Raw genomic sequence first — 19,618 nt, forward strand, 5'->3', positions numbered from 1 at the left:
CGCAGCGCACCGGCATCGCGGCAGCAGGAAATCGGACGCACGGTACGCGCGATCCACTGGCTAACGGGAGCACTTCATGAATGACGTATCGAGGCCGCGGGCACTCGTGATCGGCGGATCGGTAGGCGGACTCTTCACGGCAACTGCGCTGCGTGCGGCAGGATGGCGCGTCAGCGTGTTCGAACAGTCGCCAAGCGAGCTCGACAGCCGCGGCGGAGGCATCGTCCTGCAGCCCCCGATCGTCCGCGCGTTCGCATTCGGCGGGGTACCGATGCCGGGCGATACCGGCGTGGATTCGACCGAGCGGATCTATCTCGACGAAGGTGACCGGATCGTGCAGCAAATGCGCATGCCGCAAACCCAGACTGCGTGGAATGTGATCTATACGGCGCTGAAGCGCGCATTGCCAGCGGGCGTCGTCCATGCAGGCGAGACGTTCGAGCGACTCGATTCCAATGGCGCGTGCATCACCGCGCATTTCGCGAGCGGCCGGGTAGAACACGCGGATCTGCTCGTCGGCGCGGATGGCGGGCGCTCCGGCGTGCGCGCGCAACTGCTGCCCGAGACGCAACCCACCTATGCGGGTTACGTTGCGTGGCGCGGGCTCATCGACGAACATGACCTGCCCGATCAGGTACTTCGCGTGCTGCGCAACCGCTTTACGTTTCAGCAGGGTGACGCACATCTCTTCCTGACCTACCTGGTACCAGGCCGCGATGGCACCGTCGAGCCCGGCAAACGGCGCGTGAACTGGGTGTGGTACCGGCGTCTCTCGTACGACAAGCTACCTGAACTGTTTCTTTCCCGGGACGGCACACAGCGAGACGGATCGCTGCCGCCCGGTGCAATGCGCGACGACAATCGGTCGGAACTCGTCGACGCGGGCCGCAACCTGCTCGCACCGACGCTCGCCGCGCTGGTCAACGCAACGCATGCGCCGTTCGCACAGGCAATTCAGGATCTTGTCGTCGAGCGAATGGTGTTCGGCCGCGCGGTACTGCTTGGCGACGCTGCTTGCCTTGTCCGCCCCCATACCGCCGCCGGCGTGGCAAAGGCGGCGGACAATGCGGTTGGACTCGCCGAAGCGATGCAGGCTTTCGCGCGAGGCACGGCGTTCGACGCCGCACTGTCGCGTTGGGAACGCGATCAGCAGAAGATCAACGCTTCGCTATCGGCGCTCGGTATTTCACTGGGGACGCGCATCATGGGATCTACGTGACCACCTGGGCAATGCCTTGCACACGGCGCGCTGCGCCCCCAGCCTCGCGCCATCATTCGTTTCAGATGGCCCCGCGGCAGTCGAACGCCGGACATCACGTTGACGAGGAAATAGCGCTCCAGATGGCGCGCCGAACAACAACTTTCCGCGATGCGGCATACTTCGATGTTTCTGAAACCGCTCTTCCCAGCTGCTGCGAACTTTGTTGCGCACCGATTTGACGGGCAAAAAAAAGCGCCACGGAGACCGTGGCGCTAAAAAAGTTCTAGCCATTCCGAGGGCCGTGCTAGAACCTGAGAGACTGCGCGAAACACCGTTGCCGGTTAAACTCCTGAAACGATGTTTCGAAAACGTGAGACATTCTTTCCGTTTCCGCCCGACAAGTCAAGCGGTATTTGCACCGGCTCCCGCACTTTCCAGCAATGGTCATTTGAGTACTTTCCTAATAAACCAAGGGTGAACCCGTAAAATCTCATACGATGAACGATTCACCCACGGAACATGCATCTTTTGACAATCATCTTACGATACCAACAAAATTGAAATCGAGTTTCGGAAATAGAGAGAATTCCTCGTGTCGACATCTGTAACGCCTCCCGCGCCCCGGGACCGCGAATCGTCGCCGGACGAGATCACCGCGCTCGCGCGCGGCCTCGCCGTGCTGCGCCGCATCGCGGCCGCCGACGCCCCCGTCAGCAACCGCGAGCTGACCGAATTGACGGGCATCCCGAAGCCGACCGTGTCGCGCATCACGGCGACGCTCGTCAGCGCCGGCTTCCTGTTCCAGCTGCCCGACAGCGAACGCTTCGTGCTGACCGCGTCGGTGCTGGAGCTGAGCCACGGCTTCCTGCGCAACTTCGACATCCGCGCGCGCTCGCGGCCGTTCATGATCGAGCTGGCCGAGCGCACGTCGCTGTCGGTGCACCTCGCGGTGCGCGACCGACTCGACATGGTCGCGATCGACGTGATCCGGCCGCGCTCGGCCGTGCTCGTCACGCGCCTCGAGATCGGCTCGCGGATGGACATCGCACGCACCGCGGTCGGCCGCGCGTACCTCGCGGCGCTGGAGGACGACGAGCGCCGCACGCTGCTCGACGCGCTGCGCGCGACGGCCGGTGACGACTGGCCGCACGTGTCGGCGCGCCTGAACCCCGGTCTCGAGGACGCGATGCGCGCAGGCCACGCGATCGCGATCGGCGAATGGCGCGAAGGGCTGAACGCGGTCGCGGCCGGTTTCGTCGGCCCGTCGGGCCAGCGCTACTCGGTGAACTGCGGCGGCGCCTCGAGCCAGTGTTCGCCCGAATGGCTGCAGGAACACGTGGTGCCCGCGCTGCACGAATGCATCGCGAAAATCACCCGCGAGATCGGCGGCGCGCCGGCCCGGCGCAGCGCCGTGTAATCGATCCGTCACCGTCCCGTCGCGTTATGTAACGACCGTAACCCGTTGAAAGATAGAGCACTGGACTGTAACGGGGACGGGACGTAGGATCATGCCCATCGTCGCGCCGCATTCGCGGTGCGCACCGCTCTTTCCCGCGCGGACCGCGAGGGCCGGACCGAGCCGGCCCTCGCGGCATCGCATGCCCACGCGCCGCTCCACGCCTGTTTTCCGGCACGCCGCACCGTCTTCCAGACAGAACACGATGGACAACCAACAAAAGCCCACGCCCCCTTCGAAGGATCCCGCCTCCCCTGCCGCCCGTCGCCCGCGCCGCAGGCTGGTGATCGGGACGCTCGCAGTCGTCGTCATCGGCGGCCTGCTGTGGTGGCACCCGTGGAGCCGTACGCCGGCCGGCACGCAGGCAGCAGGCAGCGCGGCCTCCGGCGCGAGCGCCGGCGGCGGCCATCGCGGCCGCGGCGGCCCGGCCGCCATGGCGAACATTCCGCAGCCCGTGTCGGTCGCGACCGCGACGCAAGGCGAGATGCCGATCGTGCTGTCCGCGCTCGGCACCGTGACGCCGCTCGCGAACGTGACGGTCAAGACGCAGCTGTCGGGCTATCTGCAGTCCGTCGCATTCCAGGAAGGCCAGATCGTCAAGAAAGGCGACCTGCTCGCGCAGATCGACCCGCGTCCGTACCAGGTCGCGCTCGAAAACGCCGAAGGCACCCACGCCCGCGACGCAGCCTTGCTCGCGACGGCCCGCCTCGACCTGAAGCGCTACCAGACACTGCTGTCGCAGGACTCGATCGCGTCGCAGACGGTCGACACGCAGGCGTCGCTCGTCAAGCAATACGAAGGAACGGTGAAGACCGACCAGGCGGCGATCGATTCCGCGAAACTGAACCTCACGTACGCACGCATCACGGCGCCGGTGTCGGGCCGCGTCGGTCTGCGCCAGGTCGACCCCGGCAACTACGTGACGGCGGGCGACACGAACGGGATCGTCGTGATCACGCAGCTGCAGCCGATGAGCGTGATCTTCACGACGTCGGAAGACAACCTGACGCCGATCCTCAAGCAGGTGAACGCGGGCAAGAAACTGTCGGTCACCGCGTACAACCGCAACAACACGGTGCCGCTCGAGACGGGTTCGCTCGAAACGCTCGACAATCAGATCGACACGAGCACCGGGACGGTCAAGCTGCGCGCGAAGTTCGATAACAAGGAAGGCCTGCTGTTCCCGAATCAGTTCGTGAACACGCGCCTGCTCGTCGACGTGCTGCGCAATGCGACGATCGTGCCGACGGCCGCCGTGCTGACGGGCTCGATCGGCCAGTTCGTGTACATCGTGAAACCCGACAATACGGTGACGGTGCGCAAGGTGACGATCGGCCCGGTCGACGGCGAACGCACCAGCATCGTGAGCGGCGTCGCGCTCGGCGAGCGCGTGGTCACCGACGGCTCCGACCGGCTGCGCGAAGGCGCGAAGATCACGATCCCGGCCGACAAGCCGAAAGGCGCGTCGGGCGCGCACGGCGCCGGCGCGGCGTCCGGTGCTGCGGGTGCTTCGGGCGCATCGGGTGCGGCCGGCCACCGCGGCGGACACAAGCACGGCGCGTCGCAGGCCGCGGCCCCCGCGGCCCAGTAACGCGCGGGCCGCTCGATGAATCCATCCCGCCTCTTCATTCTCCGACCGGTCGGCACCGCCCTCCTGATGGCGGCGATCATGCTGGCCGGTCTCGTCGCGCTGCGCTTCCTGCCGCTCGCCGCGCTGCCCGAGGTCGACTACCCGACGATCCAGGTCCAGACCTTCTATCCGGGCGCAAGCCCGGAGGTGATAACGTCGTCGGTCACCGCGCCGCTCGAGCGGCAATTCGGGCAAATGCCGTCGCTGAACCAGATGTCGTCGCAAAGCTCGGCCGGCGCGTCGGTGATCACGCTGCAGTTCTCGCTCGACCTGCCGCTCGACATCGCCGAGCAGGAAGTCCAGGCCGCGATCAACGCGGCCGGCAACCTGCTGCCGTCCGACCTCCCGGCCCCGCCGATCTACGCGAAGGTCAACCCGGCCGACGCGCCGGTGCTGACGCTCGCCATCACGTCGAAGACCTTGCCGCTCACGCAGGTGCAGGACCTGACCGATACGCGCCTCGCGATGAAGATCTCGCAGATCGCCGGCGTCGGTCTCGTCAGCCTGTCGGGCGGCAACCGGCCGGCCGTGCGGATCCAGGCGAACCCGACCGCGCTCGCGCAGTACGGGATGAACCTCGACGACCTGCGCACGACGATCTCGAACCTGAACGTGAACACGCCGAAGGGCAACTTCGACGGCCCGACGCGCGCGTACACGATCAACGCCAACGACCAGCTCACCAGCGCCGACCAGTACAACTCCGCGGTCGTCGCGTACAAGAGCGGCCGCCCGGTGATGCTGACCGACGTCGCGAAGGTGGTCGCCGGCTCGGAGAACACCAAGCTCGGCGCGTGGGTGAACGCGGAACCTGCGATCATCCTGAACGTGCAGCGCCAGCCGGGCGCGAACGTGATCGCGACCGTCGACGCGATCAAGGCGCAGCTGCCGAAGCTGCAGGAGACGCTGCCCGCGGCGCTCGACGTGCAGGTCGTCACCGACCGTACGACGATGATCCGCGCCGCCGTGCGCGACGTGCAGTTCGAGCTGCTGCTCGCGGTCGCGCTGGTCGTGCTGGTGATGTACCTGTTCCTCGCGAACGTCTACGCGACGATCATCCCGAGCCTGTCGGTGCCGCTGTCGCTGATCGGCACGCTCGCGGTGATGTACATGGCCGGCTTCTCGCTGAACAACCTGTCGCTGATGGCGCTCACCATCGCGACCGGCTTCGTCGTCGACGACGCGATCGTGATGATCGAGAACATCGCACGCTACGTCGAGGAAGGCCACACGAGCCTCGAGGCCGCGCTGAAGGGGTCGAGGCAGATCGGTTTCACGATCATCTCGCTGACGGTATCGCTGATCGCGGTGCTGATCCCGCTGCTGTTCATGGGCGACGTGGTCGGCCGCCTGTTCCACGAATTCGCGATCACGCTCGCGGTGACGATCGTGATCTCGGCGATCGTGTCGCTCACGCTCGTGCCGATGATGTGCGCGAAGCTCCTGCGCCATTCGCCGCCGCCGGAAAGCCACCGCTTCGAGGCGCGCGTGCACCGTGCGATCGACTGGGTGATCGCGCGCTACGGGGTCGCGCTCGAATGGGTGCTGAACCGCCAGGGCTCGACGCTCGTCGTCGCGCTGCTGACGCTCGCGCTGACCGCCCTGCTCTACGTATACATACCGAAGGGCTTCTTCCCCGCGCAGGATACCGGCGTGATCCAGGGGATCACGCAGGCGCCGCAGTCGATCTCGTACGGCGCGATGGCCGAACGCCAGCAGGCGCTCGCGGCCGAGATCCTGAAGGACCCGAACGTCGAAAGCCTCACGTCGTTCATCGGCGTCGACGGCAGCAACATCACGCTGAACAGCGGCCGGATGCTGATCAACCTGAAGGCGCGCGACAAGCGCTCCGAGTCGGCCGCGCAGATCATCCGCGACCTGCAGCAGCGCGTCGCGAACGTGACCGGCATCACGCTGTTCATGCAGTCGGTGCAGGATCTGACGATCGACTCGACGGTGAGCCCGACGCAGTACCAGTTCATGCTGACGAGCCCGAACCCCGACGAGTTCGCGACCTGGGTGCCGAAGCTCGTCACGCGGCTGCAGAAGGAGCCGTCGCTCGCCGACGTCGCGACCGACCTGCAGAGCAACGGCCAGTCGGTGTACATCGAGATCGACCGCGCCAGCGCCGCGCGCTTCGGCATCACGCCGGCGACCGTCGACAACGCGCTGTACGACGCGTTCGGCCAGCGCATCGTGTCGACCATCTTCACGCAGTCGAACCAGTACCGCGTGATTCTCGAGTCGGAGCCGAAGGAGCAGCATTACGCCGAATCGCTGAACGACATCTACCTGCCGTCCGCCGGCGGCGGCCAGGTGCCGCTGTCGTCGATCGCGTCGTTCCACGAACGGCCGTCGCCGCTGCTCGTCGCGCACCTGTCGCAGTTCCCGTCGACGACGATCTCGTTCAACCTCGCGCCGGGCGCATCGCTCGGCGAGGCCGTGAAGGCGATCGGCGCCGCCGAGAAGGACATCGGCCTGCCCGGCTCGTTCCAGACCCGCTTCCAGGGCGCGGCGCTCGCGTTCCAGGCGTCGCTGTCGAACCAGCTGTTCCTGATCCTCGCGGCGGTCGTCACGATGTACATCGTGCTCGGCGTGCTGTACGAGAGCTACATCCACCCGATCACGATCCTGTCGACGCTGCCGTCGGCCGGCGTCGGCGCGCTGCTCGCGCTGATGATCACCGGGCACGATCTCGACATCATCGGGATCATCGGTATCGTGCTGCTGATCGGCATCGTGAAGAAGAACGCGATCATGATGATCGACTTCGCGCTCGAGGCCGAACGGGTCGAAGGCAAGCCGCCGCGCGAGGCGATCTACCAGGCGTGCCTGCTGCGCTTCCGGCCGATCCTGATGACGACGCTCGCCGCGTTGCTCGGCGCGGTGCCGCTGATCGTCGGCGCCGGCGCGGGCTCCGAGCTGCGCCAGCCGCTCGGGATCGCGATCGCCGGCGGCCTGATCGTGTCGCAGGTGCTGACGCTGTTCACGACGCCGGTGATCTATCTCGGCTTCGACAGCCTCGCGCGCCGCGTGCGCGGCTGGTTCGAGCGGCACGGCCCCGGTGCCGGCGCCGGCACGCACACGGACGCGTAAGCGATGAACCTGTCGCGCCCCTTCATCACCCGCCCCGTCGCGACGACGCTGCTTGCGCTCGGCGTCGCGCTCGCCGGCCTGTTCGCGTTCATCAAGCTGCCGGTGTCGCCGCTGCCGCAGGTCGACTTCCCGACCATCTCGGTGCAGGCGTCGCTGCCCGGCGCGAGCCCCGAGACCGTCGCGACCAGCGTGACGAGCCCGCTCGAGCGGCACCTGGGCTCGATCGCCGACGTCAGCGAAATGACGTCGACCAGCACGGTCGGCAACGCGCGGATCATCCTGCAGTTCGGGCTGAACCGCGACATCGACGGCGCCGCGCGTGACGTGCAGGCCGCGATCAACGCGGCCCGCGCCGACCTGCCCGCCTCGCTGAAGAGCAACCCGACGTACCGCAAGGTCAACCCGGCCGACTCGCCGATCATGATCGTGTCGCTCACGTCGGAAACGTCGTCGCCCGCGAAGCTGTACGACGCCGCGTCGACGGTGCTGCAGCAGTCGCTGTCGCAGATCGACGGGATCGGCCAGGTGTCGGTGAGCGGTTCCGCGAACCCGGCCGTGCGCGTCGAGCTCGAACCGCATGCGCTGTTCCACTACGGGATCGGCCTCGAGGACGTGCGGGCCGCGCTCGCGTCCGCGAACGCGAACAGCCCGAAAGGCGCGATCGAATCCGGCCCGAAGCACTACCAGCTCTATACGAACGACCAGGCCTCTCATGCGTCGCAGTACAGCGACCTGGTCGTCGCGTACCGCAACGGCGCGGCCGTGCGGCTGTCCGACCTGTCCGAGGTGGTCGACTCGGTCGAGGACCTGCGCAACCTCGGCCTGTCGAACGGCAAGCGCGCGGTGCTCGTGATCCTCTACCGCTCGCCCGGCGCGAACATCATCGAGACGATCGACCGCGTGCGCACGGCGCTGCCGCAGCTCACCGCGTCGCTGCCGGCCGATATCACGGTGACGCCGGTGCTCGACCGTTCGACGACGATCCGGGCGTCGCTGAAGGACACCGAGCACACGCTGCTGATCGCGATCAGCCTGGTCGTGATGGTCGTGTTCCTGTTCCTGCGCAACTGGCGCGCGACGCTGATTCCGAGCGTGGCGGTGCCGATCTCGATCATCGGCACGTTCGGCGCGATGTACCTGCTCGGCTTCTCGATCGACAATCTGTCGCTGATGGCGCTGATCGTCGCGACCGGCTTCGTCGTCGACGATGCGATCGTCGTGCTCGAGAACATCACGCGCCACATCGAGAACGGCAAGCCGCGGCTGCAGGCCGCGTTCGACGGCGCGCGCGAGGTCGGCTTCACGGTGCTGTCGATGAGCATCTCGCTCGTCGCGGTGTTCCTGCCGATCCTGCTGATGGGCGGCATCGTCGGGCGCCTGTTCCGCGAATTCGCGCTGACGCTGTCGCTCGCGATCGCGGTATCGCTCGCGGTATCGCTGACGGTCACGCCGATGATGTGCGCGCGGCTGCTGCGCGAGCCGCACGACGCGCACGAGGAAGGCCGCCTCGGCCGGTTCCTGGAGCGCTTCTTCACGCGGATGCAGCGCGGCTACGAGCGCTCGCTGTCGTGGGCGCTGCGCCGCCCGTTGCTGGTCCTCCTGATCCTGTTCGCGACGATCGGGCTGAATGTCTATCTGTACATCATCGTGCCGAAGGGCTTCTTTCCGCAGCAGGACACCGGGCTGATGATCGGCGGCATTCGGGCCGACCAGTCCACGTCGTTCCAGGCCATGAAGCAGAAGTTCACCGAGATGATGCGGATCGTGCAGAGCAACCCGAACGTACAGAGCGCCGCGGGCTTTACCGGCGGCACGCAGACCAATTCGGGCTTCATGTTCGTCACGCTGAAGGACCGCACCGAGCGCAAGCTGTCGGCCGACCAGGTGATCCAGCAACTGCGCAAGCCGCTGGCGGATGTCGCCGGTGCGAGCACGTTCCTGCAGGCGGCTCAGGACATCCGCGTCGGCGGCCGGCAGAGCAACGCGCAATACCAGTTCACGCTGCTCGGCGATTCCAGCGCCGACCTGTACAAGTGGGGGCCGCTGCTGACCGAGGCGCTGCAGAAGCGCTCCGAGCTGACCGACGTCAACTCGGACCAGCAGCAAGGCGGCCTGGAGGCGATGGTGACGATCGACCGCGCGACCGCCGCGCGGCTCGGCATCAAGCCCGCGCAGATCGACAACACGCTGTACGACGCGTTCGGCCAGCGCCAGGTCTCGACGATCTACAACCCGCTGAACCAGTACCACGTCGTGATGGAAGTCGCGCCGAAATACTGGCAGAGCCCGCAAATGCTGAACGAAGTGTGGATCAGCAAGTCGGGCGGCAGCGCGAACGGCTCGCAGTCGACCAACGCGGCGGCCGGCACCTTCGTCGCGACCTCGGCCGGCACGTCGAGCGCCGGCACGGCCGCCACCAGCGCCGCGGCGATCGCGTCCGATTCCGCGCGCAACCAGGCGTTGAACTCGATCGCGTCGAGCGGCAAGTCGAGCGCGTCGTCGGGCGCGGCGGTGTCGACGTCGAAGTCGACGATGATCCCGCTGTCCGCGATCGCGACCTTCGGCCCGAGCACGACGCCGCTGTCGGTCAACCACCAGGGCCTCTTCGTCGCGACGACGATCTCGTTCAACCTGCCCCCGGGCGTGTCGCTGTCGCAGGCGACCCAGGTGATCTACCAGACGATGGCGCAGATCGGCGTGCCGCCGACGATCGTCGGCAGCTTCCAGGGCACCGCGCAGGCGTTCCAGCAATCGCTGAACAATCAGCCGATCCTGATCCTCGCGGCGCTGCTGGCCGTCTACATCGTGCTCGGGATCCTGTACGAGAGCTACATCCACCCGATCACGATCCTGTCGACGCTGCCGTCGGCCGGCGTCGGCGCACTGCTCGCGCTGCTGCTGTTCAAGACCGAGTTCAGCATCATCGCGCTGATCGGCGTGATCCTGCTGATCGGCATCGTGAAGAAGAACGCGATCATGATGGTCGACTTCGCGATCGACCAGACGCGCAACGGCAACAAGTCGTCGTACGATGCGATCCACGAGGCGTGCCTGCTGCGCTTCCGGCCGATCATGATGACGACGATGGCAGCGCTCCTCGGCGCGCTGCCGCTCGCGTTCGGCCATGGCGACGGCGCCGAGCTGCGCGCGCCGCTCGGGATCGCGATCGCCGGCGGCCTGATCATGTCGCAGGTGCTGACGCTCTATACGACGCCGGTCGTCTATCTGTACATGGACCGGCTGCGTGTGCGGTTCGAGAAGCGCCGCAACCGCAGCGGCAATTCGGGCGGACCGGCGGTGGCCGGCGAGTAACGAGTAACGAGTAACGGCACGCTGCCGTACGCGGAGCGACGGAGCCTGCGGCACCGCCCCGCTCCGCGGCGGTGGTGTACGACTACCCGCGCGCGAACGCTTCGGGAAGCGCGAGCCCGCGGGCAAGCGCGAGCACCCGATAGCGCAATGCGCCGTCATCCATGTCGTGCAAGGTCGTACAGATCCCGCGCGTTGCGCGCATAGCGGCGCGGCGCCATCCCCGACCAGCGATGGAACGCGCGCGCGAACGCCTTTTCCGACGTGTAGCCGACCCGCTCGGCGATCTCGATCAGCCGCAGCTTGCCGTGCGCGAGCTCGCCGCTCGCCAGGTACATCCGGTAGGCGGTCAGGTGACCGATCGGCGTCTCGCCGACCAGTTCGGCGAAACGCGCGCAAAAGCGCGAGCGCGACATGCCGGCCTCGGCCGCGAGACTCGCGAGCTGCCAGTCGCGGCGCGGGTCGCGGTGCATCAGCGCCATCGCGCGGCCGATCTGCGCATCGGTCAGGCCGCGCAGCCAGCCCGTGTGATTCGCCGACGACTGCAGGTGCGCGCGCAACAGCTGCACGAACAGCACGTCGGCCAGACGCGTCGCGGCGACGGCCCAGCCGGGCTGGCACGCCATCGATTCCTCGATGAAGCTCTGCAGCGTGCTCGCGAGCCACGGCGCGACGGCCGCGTCGTTCGCGCGGACGTGAATCAGCGGCGGCAGCACGGAGAACAGCGGGCTGCGCACGATGTCGCGATAAATGACGATCCCGGTATAGAGGTCGCTCGTCGCGCCGCCGCCGCCCGCGACGAATTCGAGCGGCGTGTCGAAGCGCGGCCGGATGCCCTTGTCCGCCATCAGCGTATCGAACGGCACCGGCGGCTCGTCGAGCGACGACGCCATCACGTGCTCGTCGCCGTGCGGCAGCAGCACGAAGTCGCCCGGCTCGACGTGCACGGGCGCGGCCCCCGCGACCGCCAGGAAGAACGGGCTGCCCGCACAGGTGCGAAACGGCGCGCCCGCGACGGCCGGCTTGCGAATCGCCCACGGCGCGCTCAGCGTGAAGCGCCCGGTGACGACTGCATCGGCCCGCAGATCGGTCAGCACGTCGCTGAGAAGATCGGTCGTCATCGTCGGAGTCTCCGTGGTGCGCGCCGCCGGCTCAGAAGCGCTGCTGGATGCCCGCCATCACGCCGACCTGGTTCTGGCCGGCGCCGACGGTGCCGCCGGCCGCCACCGCCGACGTGCCGAGTGCGCTGTTCGTCATGTAGCCGACGGACGTATAGACCATCGTACGCTTCGACAGGCTGTAGTTCGCCCGCGCGACGAACAGGTTCGAGTCGAAGCGGCTGCGCAGCAGGTAGCGCACGGCCTGTGCGTCGAATGATAGCGCCGGGGTTGCCTGGACCGTGCCGCCCGCGAAGAAGATGTCCGACTGGCTGTGCGCCGCGGCCGCCGTGTTGCGGCGGATCCAGCCCGCGCCGAGTTTCGCGATGCCGAATTTCACATACGCGTCGACGATCGTGCGCGTGTCCGTATAGCCGGGGCTCGACAGCGGCGCCGACGCGCCCGTGCCGCCATGCATCACGTCATACGAAGCGGCCGCGCCGAACTGCGGCGCGTCGTACGCCACCATCATCGTGTACTGGCGGCAGGCGACCGGGTCGCCCGCCACGTTGCCCGCGCAATGGGTCGCCGACGGCCCGGCCGGGCCCGCGTCGTCGCGCCCGGTGCTGTAGGTGCCGCCGAGCGTCACGCCGCCGAAGCGGCCGAGATACCCGAGCGCGTTGTCGCTGCGCGCGTTCGGCAGGTAGCTGTCGAAGCTCGCCATCGAATGGATCGACGGGCCGATCACGTCGGCATTGAGCAGCACCCGCATCGACATGTTCATCTGCCGCCCCAGCGTGAGCGCGCCGTACGGCGACTCGATGCCGACGTTCGCCTGCCTGCCGAACAGGCGGCCGCCGTAGTTCAGCGCCCCCGAGTTCGGCGCGAAGCCGTTCTCGAGCACGAAGAACGTGCGATAGCCGCCGCCGAGATCCTCGACGCCGCGCAACCCGAAGCGCGACGGCACTTCACCGGTCAGCGACGGCATGCCCGCGACCGAGCCGCCACCCGCCGCGTTGTTGTAGTACTGGACGCCGGTGTCGACGATGCCGTACAGCGTCACGCTGCTCTGCGCATGCGCGCCCGGCGACGCGGCGGCGGCCGCGAACGAAACGGCCGTCGCGGCCGTGCGGAAGGTTTTCATGGAAGTCTCCAGACCAGTTGTGTAGTTATGCTTGGTATTGACCGGCGGCGCACCGGGCGCCGTCGGTCTTGGGGGGAATGCTGGAGTCGCTCAGGTCGCGAGCGGCGTGGCGAACGGCATCGAGCGCGGCCGCTCGCCGGTCGCGCGCCAGATCGCATCGGCGACGGCCGGCGCGACCGGTGGCAACGCGACTTCGCCGCAGCCTTGTGGATCACGATCGCTGTCGACGATCACGACGTCGATCTTCGGCATCGCGGCCAGACCGAGCAGCGGATAGTCGGCGAAATTGCGCTGCACGACCGCGCCGTGCTCGAACGTGATCTCGCTCCTGAACGTGTTGGTCAGCGCGAAACCGACACCGCCTTCGACCATCTCGCGGATCAGCAGCGGATTGATCGCGCGGCCGCAGTCGATCCCGCACACGATCCGCTCGAGCTTCACGTGGCCGCCCGTCACCCGTACGTCGGCGATCGCCGCGACGTAGGTGTCGAACGCGCCGCCGCGCCCCGTGTACAGCGAATACGCGACGCCGCGCGACACGCCGGCCGGCGCGCGGCCGAACCAGTTCGCGCGCGCGGCCGTCGCATCGAGCACGCGCAGCGCGAGCGGGTCATGCTTCAGCAGAGCGCGCCGGTATCGCACGGGGTCGGCGCGTACGGTGTGCGCGAGCTCGTTCACGAAACTCTCGAGGAAAAACACCGTCGACGTGCTGCCGACGCTGCGCATGAAGCTGACCGGAATCGGCTGCATCACCGTGACCGAATCGACGAGCAGGTTCGGCACGTCGTAACAAAGGTCGTACAGGCCGTCGAGCATCGTCTCGTCCCAGCCGCCCGCCTTCTCGTAGCGGTCGCGCTTGATCGCCGCATACAGCGAGTGGCCGGCGACGCGCGCATGCAGCGCGACCGGCAGCCCGTCGCTGCCGAGCGCCGCGCGCAACCGCGCCGACGCGCACGGCCGATAGAAGCCGTGACGGATGTCGTCCTCGCGCGAGCGGATCACCTTCACGGGCCGCCCGACCGCCTTCGACGCGACGGCCGCATGCACGACGAAATCGGGCACGTACTTGCGGCCGAAGCTGCCGCCGAGAAACGTCGTGTTGACGATCACGCGCTCGGCCGGCACGTTGAACAGCGCCGACAGCGTCCAGCGCACCTTGTCCTGCCCCTGGATCGGCCCCCACACCTCGATCTCGCCCGCCCGCACGTGCACGGTCGCGTTCACGGGTTCCATCGTCGCGTGAACGATGTACGGCGTGTGGTAGTCGGCTTCGACGATCGTGCCGGCCTCGGCGAGCCGCCGCGCGGGCTCGCCGATCGTCGTCGCGACCACCGCGTGCGCGGCCTGCAGCGCACCCTTGCGCTGCGCGAGGATCGTCGCGCTGTCGAACGCCGGTGTCGTGCCGGCGTCCCACACGATGTCCGCCGCGTCGCACGCCTTCTTCGCCTGCCAGTAGGTGTGCGCGACGACGATCACCGCGTCCTTCGCGAGCACGACATCCACGACGCCCGGCATCGCGCGCAGCGCGTCGCGGTTCTTCACGGCGGTCGGCCGGCCGTTCAGCGTCGGCGCCATCGTCAGCGCGCCGACCAGCATGCCGGACACCTGCACGTCGATGCCGAAGATCGCGCTGCCGTCGACCTTCGCGGGTACGTCGAGCTTGTGCAGCGCACGCCCGATCAACGTGTGCGCGGATGGCGGCTTCAGGCGCGGCTGCGGATCGGGCGGCAGCTTTGCGGCAGCGTCGACGAGTGCGCCATATGACAGCGACCGGCCGCTCGGCGCATGGATCACGCGGCCGTCGCGCGTCACGCACTGCGTGTCGCGCACGCCGAGCCGCGCGGCACCGGCCCGCAGGAACGCCGAGCGCGCCTGCGCGCCCGCGATGCGCAGCCGGGTGTAGAACATCGTCGCCGACATCGACGCGCCGACGAACTGCTGCGGCGCCTCGTTCGCGGCGTCGATCCGGTACGCATCGCGCCCCGTGACGAACTCGACCGTCACGCTGCGCCAGTCGGCATCCATCTCGTCGGCGAGCACCTGCGGCAGCCCCGTGTAGACGCCCTGTCCGACTTCCGCCTGCGACAGACCGATGATCGTCCGGCCGTCGGCGTCGATGCGCACCCAGTCGTTGATCTCGCGAAAGCGCGCGCCGTCGCCGGCCGCCTGCACGACGTCGCCGATCGCCAACGGCAGCAGCAGGCTGCCCGCCAGCGCGACACCGCCTTTCAGGAACACGCGCCGCGACGCATTCGGCGCATGCCGCGCCCGCCCCGCGTCAGCCGGCCGCGACATGGATCGCCTCGCGAATGCGTTGATAGGTCGCGCAGCGGCACAGGTTCGTGACGGCCTGGTCGATCTGCGCGTCGGTCGGCTTGCGATGCTGCGCGAGCAGCGCGGCGGTGGCCATCACCATCCCCGACTGGCAGTAGCCGCACTGCGGCACGTCCTTCTCGATCCACGCGCGCTGCACCGGGTGCGAGCGATCGTGCGACAGCCCTTCGATCGTCGTGACCGAGCGGCCCGCGACGCTCGCGGCCGGCAGCACGCAGGAACGCGCGGCTTCGCCGTCGAGATGGACGGTGCAGGCGCCGCATGCGCCGATGCCGCACCCGTATTTGGTGCCGGTGAGGCGGGCCGAGTCGCGAATGACCCACAACAGCGGCGTATCGGGATCGCCGTCGAAATCGAACGGCTGGCCGTTCAGCGTGAAGCGCATCGTCTGTCTCCCTGTCGCGCATCGCCGGTTCGTCATCCGGCGGATGACGGCGATGGTTGACAGAGATTCTTGGCGGCGCAAAAAGCCGCGCCAATGACCTTTGCTCCCGAAAAAGTAGCCGATCGTCCAGATCGTTTCAGCCGACGATTCACGCCCGGCCGCCGCGGCTGCCGCCGGCGAGGCGGGCCGCGTTCGCCCGGGATCCGGCTTGCACGCGGGCGGCGATCGACTATCGTGTGTCCATGCCCACCCTCGCGCCCGTTCCCGGGGACCTGCCATGAACATCCAGCTGAACCATACGATCGTCTGGTGTCGCGACAAGCACGCGTCGAGCCGCTTCCTCACCGAGCTTCTGGAACTGCCGGCGCCGACGCCGTTCGGCCCGATGCTGGTCGTCCCGCTCGAGAACGGCGTGTCGCTCGATTTTTACGAAAAGGAGGGAGAGATCGCGGCCCAGCACTACGCATTCCTGACCGACGAGGCCGGCTTCGATCGCGTGTACGCGCGCATTCGCGAGCGCGGACTGCCGCACTGGGCCGATCCGGCGAAGCGGCAGCCCGGTGAGATCTACCGCCATTACGGCGGGCGCGGCGTGTATTTCGACGATCCGGACGGTCACTTCCTCGAAGTGATGACGCAGCCGTACGTGCTGAACGGATAACGGGACGCGTCGGCCGGCGTTGCACCGGCCGACAGGGTGAGACAGGCGGCGCCCTCGGTCGGACGCCGCCCCGCGCGGCTGGTGCGGCCGGCGCGGCCAGCGTTACTCGGCTGCGGCGGCCGTCTTGCGCGGACGACGCGCGCGGGGAGCCGTCTTGCGGGCCGGTTTTTTCGGCTTTGCGGCAGCGGCTTCGCCAGCCGCTTCACCGGTCGATTCGGCAGCCGGTGCCGCTTCGTGCGCTGGCTGCGCGGCAGCCGCCGAAGCGCCGTACTCGCCGGCCGTCGGCGACGCGACGTGCCGTTCCTCACGATGCTCCGCGTCGCGATGCGTCGCTTCGGCAGGCTTGCCTTGCGCGTGCTTGTCGCCACCGTGCTTCGCACCGCCGTGCGCGGCCTCGTCCGGCTTCGCCGCCGCTTGACGGCCCGCGCCCTTCGCCTCGCCGCCCTTTGCCTCGCCGCCCTTCTTGGCGCCGGTCTTCTTCGCCGCGCTCTTGCGCGCGCGCTTGCGGCCGTCCTTCGCGTCGCCGTGCACCTCGGCCACTTCAGTCGCTTCAGTCGCTTCGGCCGTCGCTGCCGGCACGAGCGCCGCTTCGTCCATGACATCGACGACGGCCGCCTCTTGCGCGTCGGCCTGCACGCTTTCCTGCACGGCTGCTTGCGCCCGCTGCCCGCGACGCCGCGGCTGGCGCTCGGCCGGTGCCGCTTCCGCGTGGCGCGCGCCGTGACCGTGGTGCGTGCCGTGACCATGGTGCGCGCCGCCCGTATCACGTGCCGCCGCCTGCTCCGCCGCGGACGACTGGCGCGGCCGCGACACGAACGCGCCCGACTTGTCGTCGCGCCCCACTTCGAGCAGGCCGCGCGCCTGCGCTTCGTCGAGCAGGTTGCCGAACGCGCGGAAGCCGTAATACGACTCGTTGAAGTCCGGCTTGCGGCGCTTGATCGCGCTCTTGAGCACCGACGCCCAGATCTTGCCGACGTCGTCGCGCTCCGATGCCAGCGCATCGAACGTCTCGACCGCGAGCGCGATCGCCTCGCTGCGGCGCGCTTCCAGCTCCGGCTTGCGCGACGGTTCGTCCGGCCGCTTCGCGCCGCCGTTACCCGCGTGCTGCTGTTCGCGCTTCGCCTGCGCGCGCTGCTGCTCGCGCACCAGGTCGTCGTAGAAAATGAATTCGTCGCAGTTCGCGACCAGCAGGTCCGACGTCGACTTCTTCACGCCGACCCCGATCACCTTCTTCGCGTTCTCGCGCAGCTTCGACACGAGCGGCGAAAAATCCGAGTCGCCGCTGATGATCACGAACGTGTCGACGTGCGACTTCGTGTAGCAGAGGTCGAGCGCGTCCACGACGAGCCGGATGTCGGCCGAGTTCTTGCCCGACTGGCGCACGTGCGGAATCTCGATCAGCTCGAAGCTCGCCTCGTGCATCGACGCCTTGAAGCCCTTGTAGCGCTCCCAGTCGCAATACGCCTTCTTCACGACGATGCTGCCCTTCAGCAGCAGCCGCTCCAGCACGGGCTTGATGTCGAATTTCTCGTACTTCGCGTCGCGCACGCCGAGCGCGACGTTCTCGAAGTCGCAGAACACGGCCATGCTGATGTTGTCCAGGGGTAATGCCATGTGTACTCCAACCGGTTGGTCGCCGCGTTGCATTGCGTCGCGGCGAAAAATGCATCGCGCACATGATAGCCGGTCAGCGGGTCGATTCCGCAATCGATGCGCACGACGGCATGGCGACGGGACTTCCACAGGCCGCGCCGGCAGGCCTCGAGCGGTGCGTCCCTCATTCCCTGCACGCCGCCGGCCCAAATCGACATACACTTGAGTATCAGTCGTCCGTCCCTATCTGGGAGGATGACGCATCGTGCAAGGAGCGGTTTCATGACGACGAAGGTACTGCTGATTGGCGCGACCGGCCGCACGGGTCAGGCCTGCGCGGATCTGCTGCTCAAACAGTCGGAATTCGAGGTGACTGCGCTGGTGCGCCGGCACGGCTATGCGCTGCCGGGCGCGAAGGTCGTCGAAGCCGATCTGACGGGCGATTTCTCGCACGCCTTCCAGGGCATCACGCATGTGATCTATGCGGCCGGCTCGGCCGAATCGGAAGGCGCCGCCGAAGAGGAGCAGATCGACCGCGACGCGGTCGCGCGCGCGGCCGAGTATGCGCTCGCTTACAACGTGCAGAAGCTGGTCGTGATCAGTTCGCTGACCGCGTATTGGCCGGAGCGCAGCGGCGACGCGCTGCGCCACTACTCGCAGATGAAGCGCGAAGGCGACGAGCGCGTGATCGCGTCGGGCATCGACTACGTGATCCTGCGCCCCGGCCCGCTCGCGGACGGCCCGGGCGTCGGCAAGATCGCACTGACCGAGGAGCCGCTCAACGCGGCGCCGCCGGTGTCGCGCCAGGATGTCGCATGGGCCGCGATCGAGGCGATCAAGCTGGGCATTTCGCGCAAGGTCATCGGCTTCGTCGGCGGCGGCGTGCCGATCGAACAGGCATTGCGCGCTTAACGTACGTCCGGTACGTCCGGCACGCCCGGCATGCCCGGCATGCCCGCGCCGCCACGCGGCGGCGCGTTTCGTCGTGCTTGCGGCCCGCGCGGCGGGCCGCTTTGCCGCGGGCTCACGGCCTGCGGCTTACTGCTTCGGATGCGCGTCGGCCCACGCCTTCACCGCGCCGAGCGTGTTCTCGACGTGCTTGTCGGGTGACAGGCTCGTGTACTCGTACAGCACCTTCCCTTCCGGCGAAATCACGTAGGACACGCGGTTCGCGCGATCGAGCGCCGGCAGCTTCGCATCATATTCGCGGATGATCTTCGCGTCCGGATCGGCCGCGACCGGGAACTTGCTGCGGCACTCGCTCACCGAGAATTTGGTCAGCGTGTCGATGTTGTCGGCGGATACGCCGATCACCGTTGCGCCGTAAGCTTTGTAACGATCGACCGCATCCGCGAACGCATGCGCCTCGATGGTGCAACCCTTCGTGAACGCGGCCGGGTAGAAGTACAGCACGACCGGCCCGTGCTTCAGCGCATCGGCGAGCGAGTACGTGTAAGTCTTGCCGCCCAGCGACGCCTGCGTCGTGAAGTCGGGCGCCGTGGCGCCCGACTTCAGTTGCGCCTGCGCGACCAGCGCATGACCGGCCAGCAGCAGCGCCGCCGCGGCGCCCACCAATAGTTTTCGCTTCATCTGCGTCCTCATTTCTTATAAAGTCAGCCTCGACATAGGCCATGCGGCGGTCGACCGTCGAACGCCGCATGCACGACCCGGTCCGGCGGCAGCGCCAGCCGCTGCCGGCCGGCCGGTTAAAG

The 19,618-nt window shown here is 67.9% G+C and carries 13 protein-coding genes; 7 read left to right on the forward strand and 6 right to left on the reverse strand.

The genetic code is table 11. The annotated features are described in order from the left end of the window. Positions 1 to 76: 76 nt before the first annotated feature. The 5 genes from ACVK00_RS17495 to ACVK00_RS17515 all read left to right on the forward strand — a co-directional run bounded on the left by ACVK00_RS17495 (position 77) and on the right by ACVK00_RS17515 (position 10,695). Complete coding sequence (locus ACVK00_RS17495) at positions 77 to 1,219, forward strand: FAD binding domain-containing protein (protein ID WP_354122947.1); 1,143 nt, start codon at positions 77 to 79, stop codon at positions 1,217 to 1,219. Between the two features lie 574 nt (positions 1,220 to 1,793). Beyond that, positions 1,794 to 2,618 carry an IclR family transcriptional regulator gene (locus tag ACVK00_RS17500; protein WP_228907205.1) on the forward strand — a complete coding sequence of 275 codons (825 nt, stop codon included), beginning with the start codon at positions 1,794 to 1,796 and terminating at the stop codon, positions 2,616 to 2,618. A 244-nt stretch (positions 2,619 to 2,862) separates the two neighbouring features. Further along, positions 2,863 to 4,248, forward strand: coding sequence for an MdtA/MuxA family multidrug efflux RND transporter periplasmic adaptor subunit (locus tag ACVK00_RS17505; RefSeq protein ID WP_284895266.1), 1,386 nt, complete (start codon positions 2,863 to 2,865; stop codon positions 4,246 to 4,248). 15 nt (positions 4,249 to 4,263) lie between these two features. Continuing rightward, positions 4,264 to 7,383 (forward strand): MdtB/MuxB family multidrug efflux RND transporter permease subunit, encoded by a 3,120-nt coding sequence (locus tag ACVK00_RS17510; RefSeq protein WP_284895264.1) that lies wholly within the window; start codon positions 4,264 to 4,266, stop codon positions 7,381 to 7,383. 3 nt (positions 7,384 to 7,386) lie between these two features. Beyond that, the gene (locus ACVK00_RS17515; protein ID WP_354122946.1) at positions 7,387 to 10,695 is read left to right on the forward strand and encodes an efflux RND transporter permease subunit; all 3,309 of its coding nucleotides are present in this window, start codon (positions 7,387 to 7,389) and stop codon (positions 10,693 to 10,695) included. A gap of 155 nt (positions 10,696 to 10,850) precedes the next feature. Here the strand turns inward: ACVK00_RS17515 and ACVK00_RS17520 are convergent, their stop codons facing one another. The 4 genes from ACVK00_RS17520 to ACVK00_RS17535 form a co-directional block, all read right to left on the reverse strand. After that, on the reverse strand, positions 10,851 to 11,813 hold the full coding sequence (locus tag ACVK00_RS17520; RefSeq protein ID WP_284895260.1) for an AraC family transcriptional regulator: 963 nt from the start codon (positions 11,811 to 11,813) through the stop codon (positions 10,851 to 10,853). 31 nt (positions 11,814 to 11,844) lie between these two features. After that, positions 11,845 to 12,933: a porin gene (locus ACVK00_RS17525; RefSeq protein ID WP_284895258.1), complete on the reverse strand. Its 1,089-nt coding sequence runs from the start codon at positions 12,931 to 12,933 to the stop codon at positions 11,845 to 11,847. Between the two features lie 90 nt (positions 12,934 to 13,023). Continuing rightward, positions 13,024 to 15,228, reverse strand: a complete 2,205-nt coding sequence (locus tag ACVK00_RS17530; RefSeq protein ID WP_284895256.1) for a xanthine dehydrogenase family protein molybdopterin-binding subunit — start codon at positions 15,226 to 15,228, stop codon at positions 13,024 to 13,026. Beyond that, complete coding sequence (locus tag ACVK00_RS17535) at positions 15,212 to 15,652, reverse strand: (2Fe-2S)-binding protein (RefSeq protein ID WP_006758311.1); 441 nt, start codon at positions 15,650 to 15,652, stop codon at positions 15,212 to 15,214. Before ACVK00_RS17535 ends, ACVK00_RS17530 begins: the two co-directional genes overlap by 17 nt. Positions 15,653 to 15,929: 277 nt before the next feature. Between ACVK00_RS17535 and ACVK00_RS17540 the strand changes: the two genes are divergently transcribed. Further along, positions 15,930 to 16,313, forward strand: a complete 384-nt coding sequence (locus ACVK00_RS17540; RefSeq protein WP_350227442.1) for a VOC family protein — start codon at positions 15,930 to 15,932, stop codon at positions 16,311 to 16,313. A 102-nt stretch (positions 16,314 to 16,415) separates the two neighbouring features. Here ACVK00_RS17540 and ACVK00_RS17545 read toward each other — a convergent pair whose 3' ends face one another. Then, positions 16,416 to 17,927: an NYN domain-containing protein gene (locus tag ACVK00_RS17545; protein ID WP_284895252.1), complete on the reverse strand. Its 1,512-nt coding sequence runs from the start codon at positions 17,925 to 17,927 to the stop codon at positions 16,416 to 16,418. Positions 17,928 to 18,188: 261 nt separating this feature from the next. Between ACVK00_RS17545 and ACVK00_RS17550 the strand changes: the two genes are divergently transcribed. After that, on the forward strand, positions 18,189 to 18,818 hold the full coding sequence (locus ACVK00_RS17550) for an SDR family oxidoreductase (protein ID WP_166723084.1): 630 nt from the start codon (positions 18,189 to 18,191) through the stop codon (positions 18,816 to 18,818). Between the two features lie 126 nt (positions 18,819 to 18,944). Here ACVK00_RS17550 and ACVK00_RS17555 read toward each other — a convergent pair whose 3' ends face one another. Then, positions 18,945 to 19,496: a peroxiredoxin gene (locus tag ACVK00_RS17555; RefSeq protein ID WP_284895250.1), complete on the reverse strand. Its 552-nt coding sequence runs from the start codon at positions 19,494 to 19,496 to the stop codon at positions 18,945 to 18,947. Positions 19,497 to 19,618: the final 122 nt, after the last annotated feature.

The organism is Burkholderia sp. PvR073 (genome assembly GCF_054055695.1).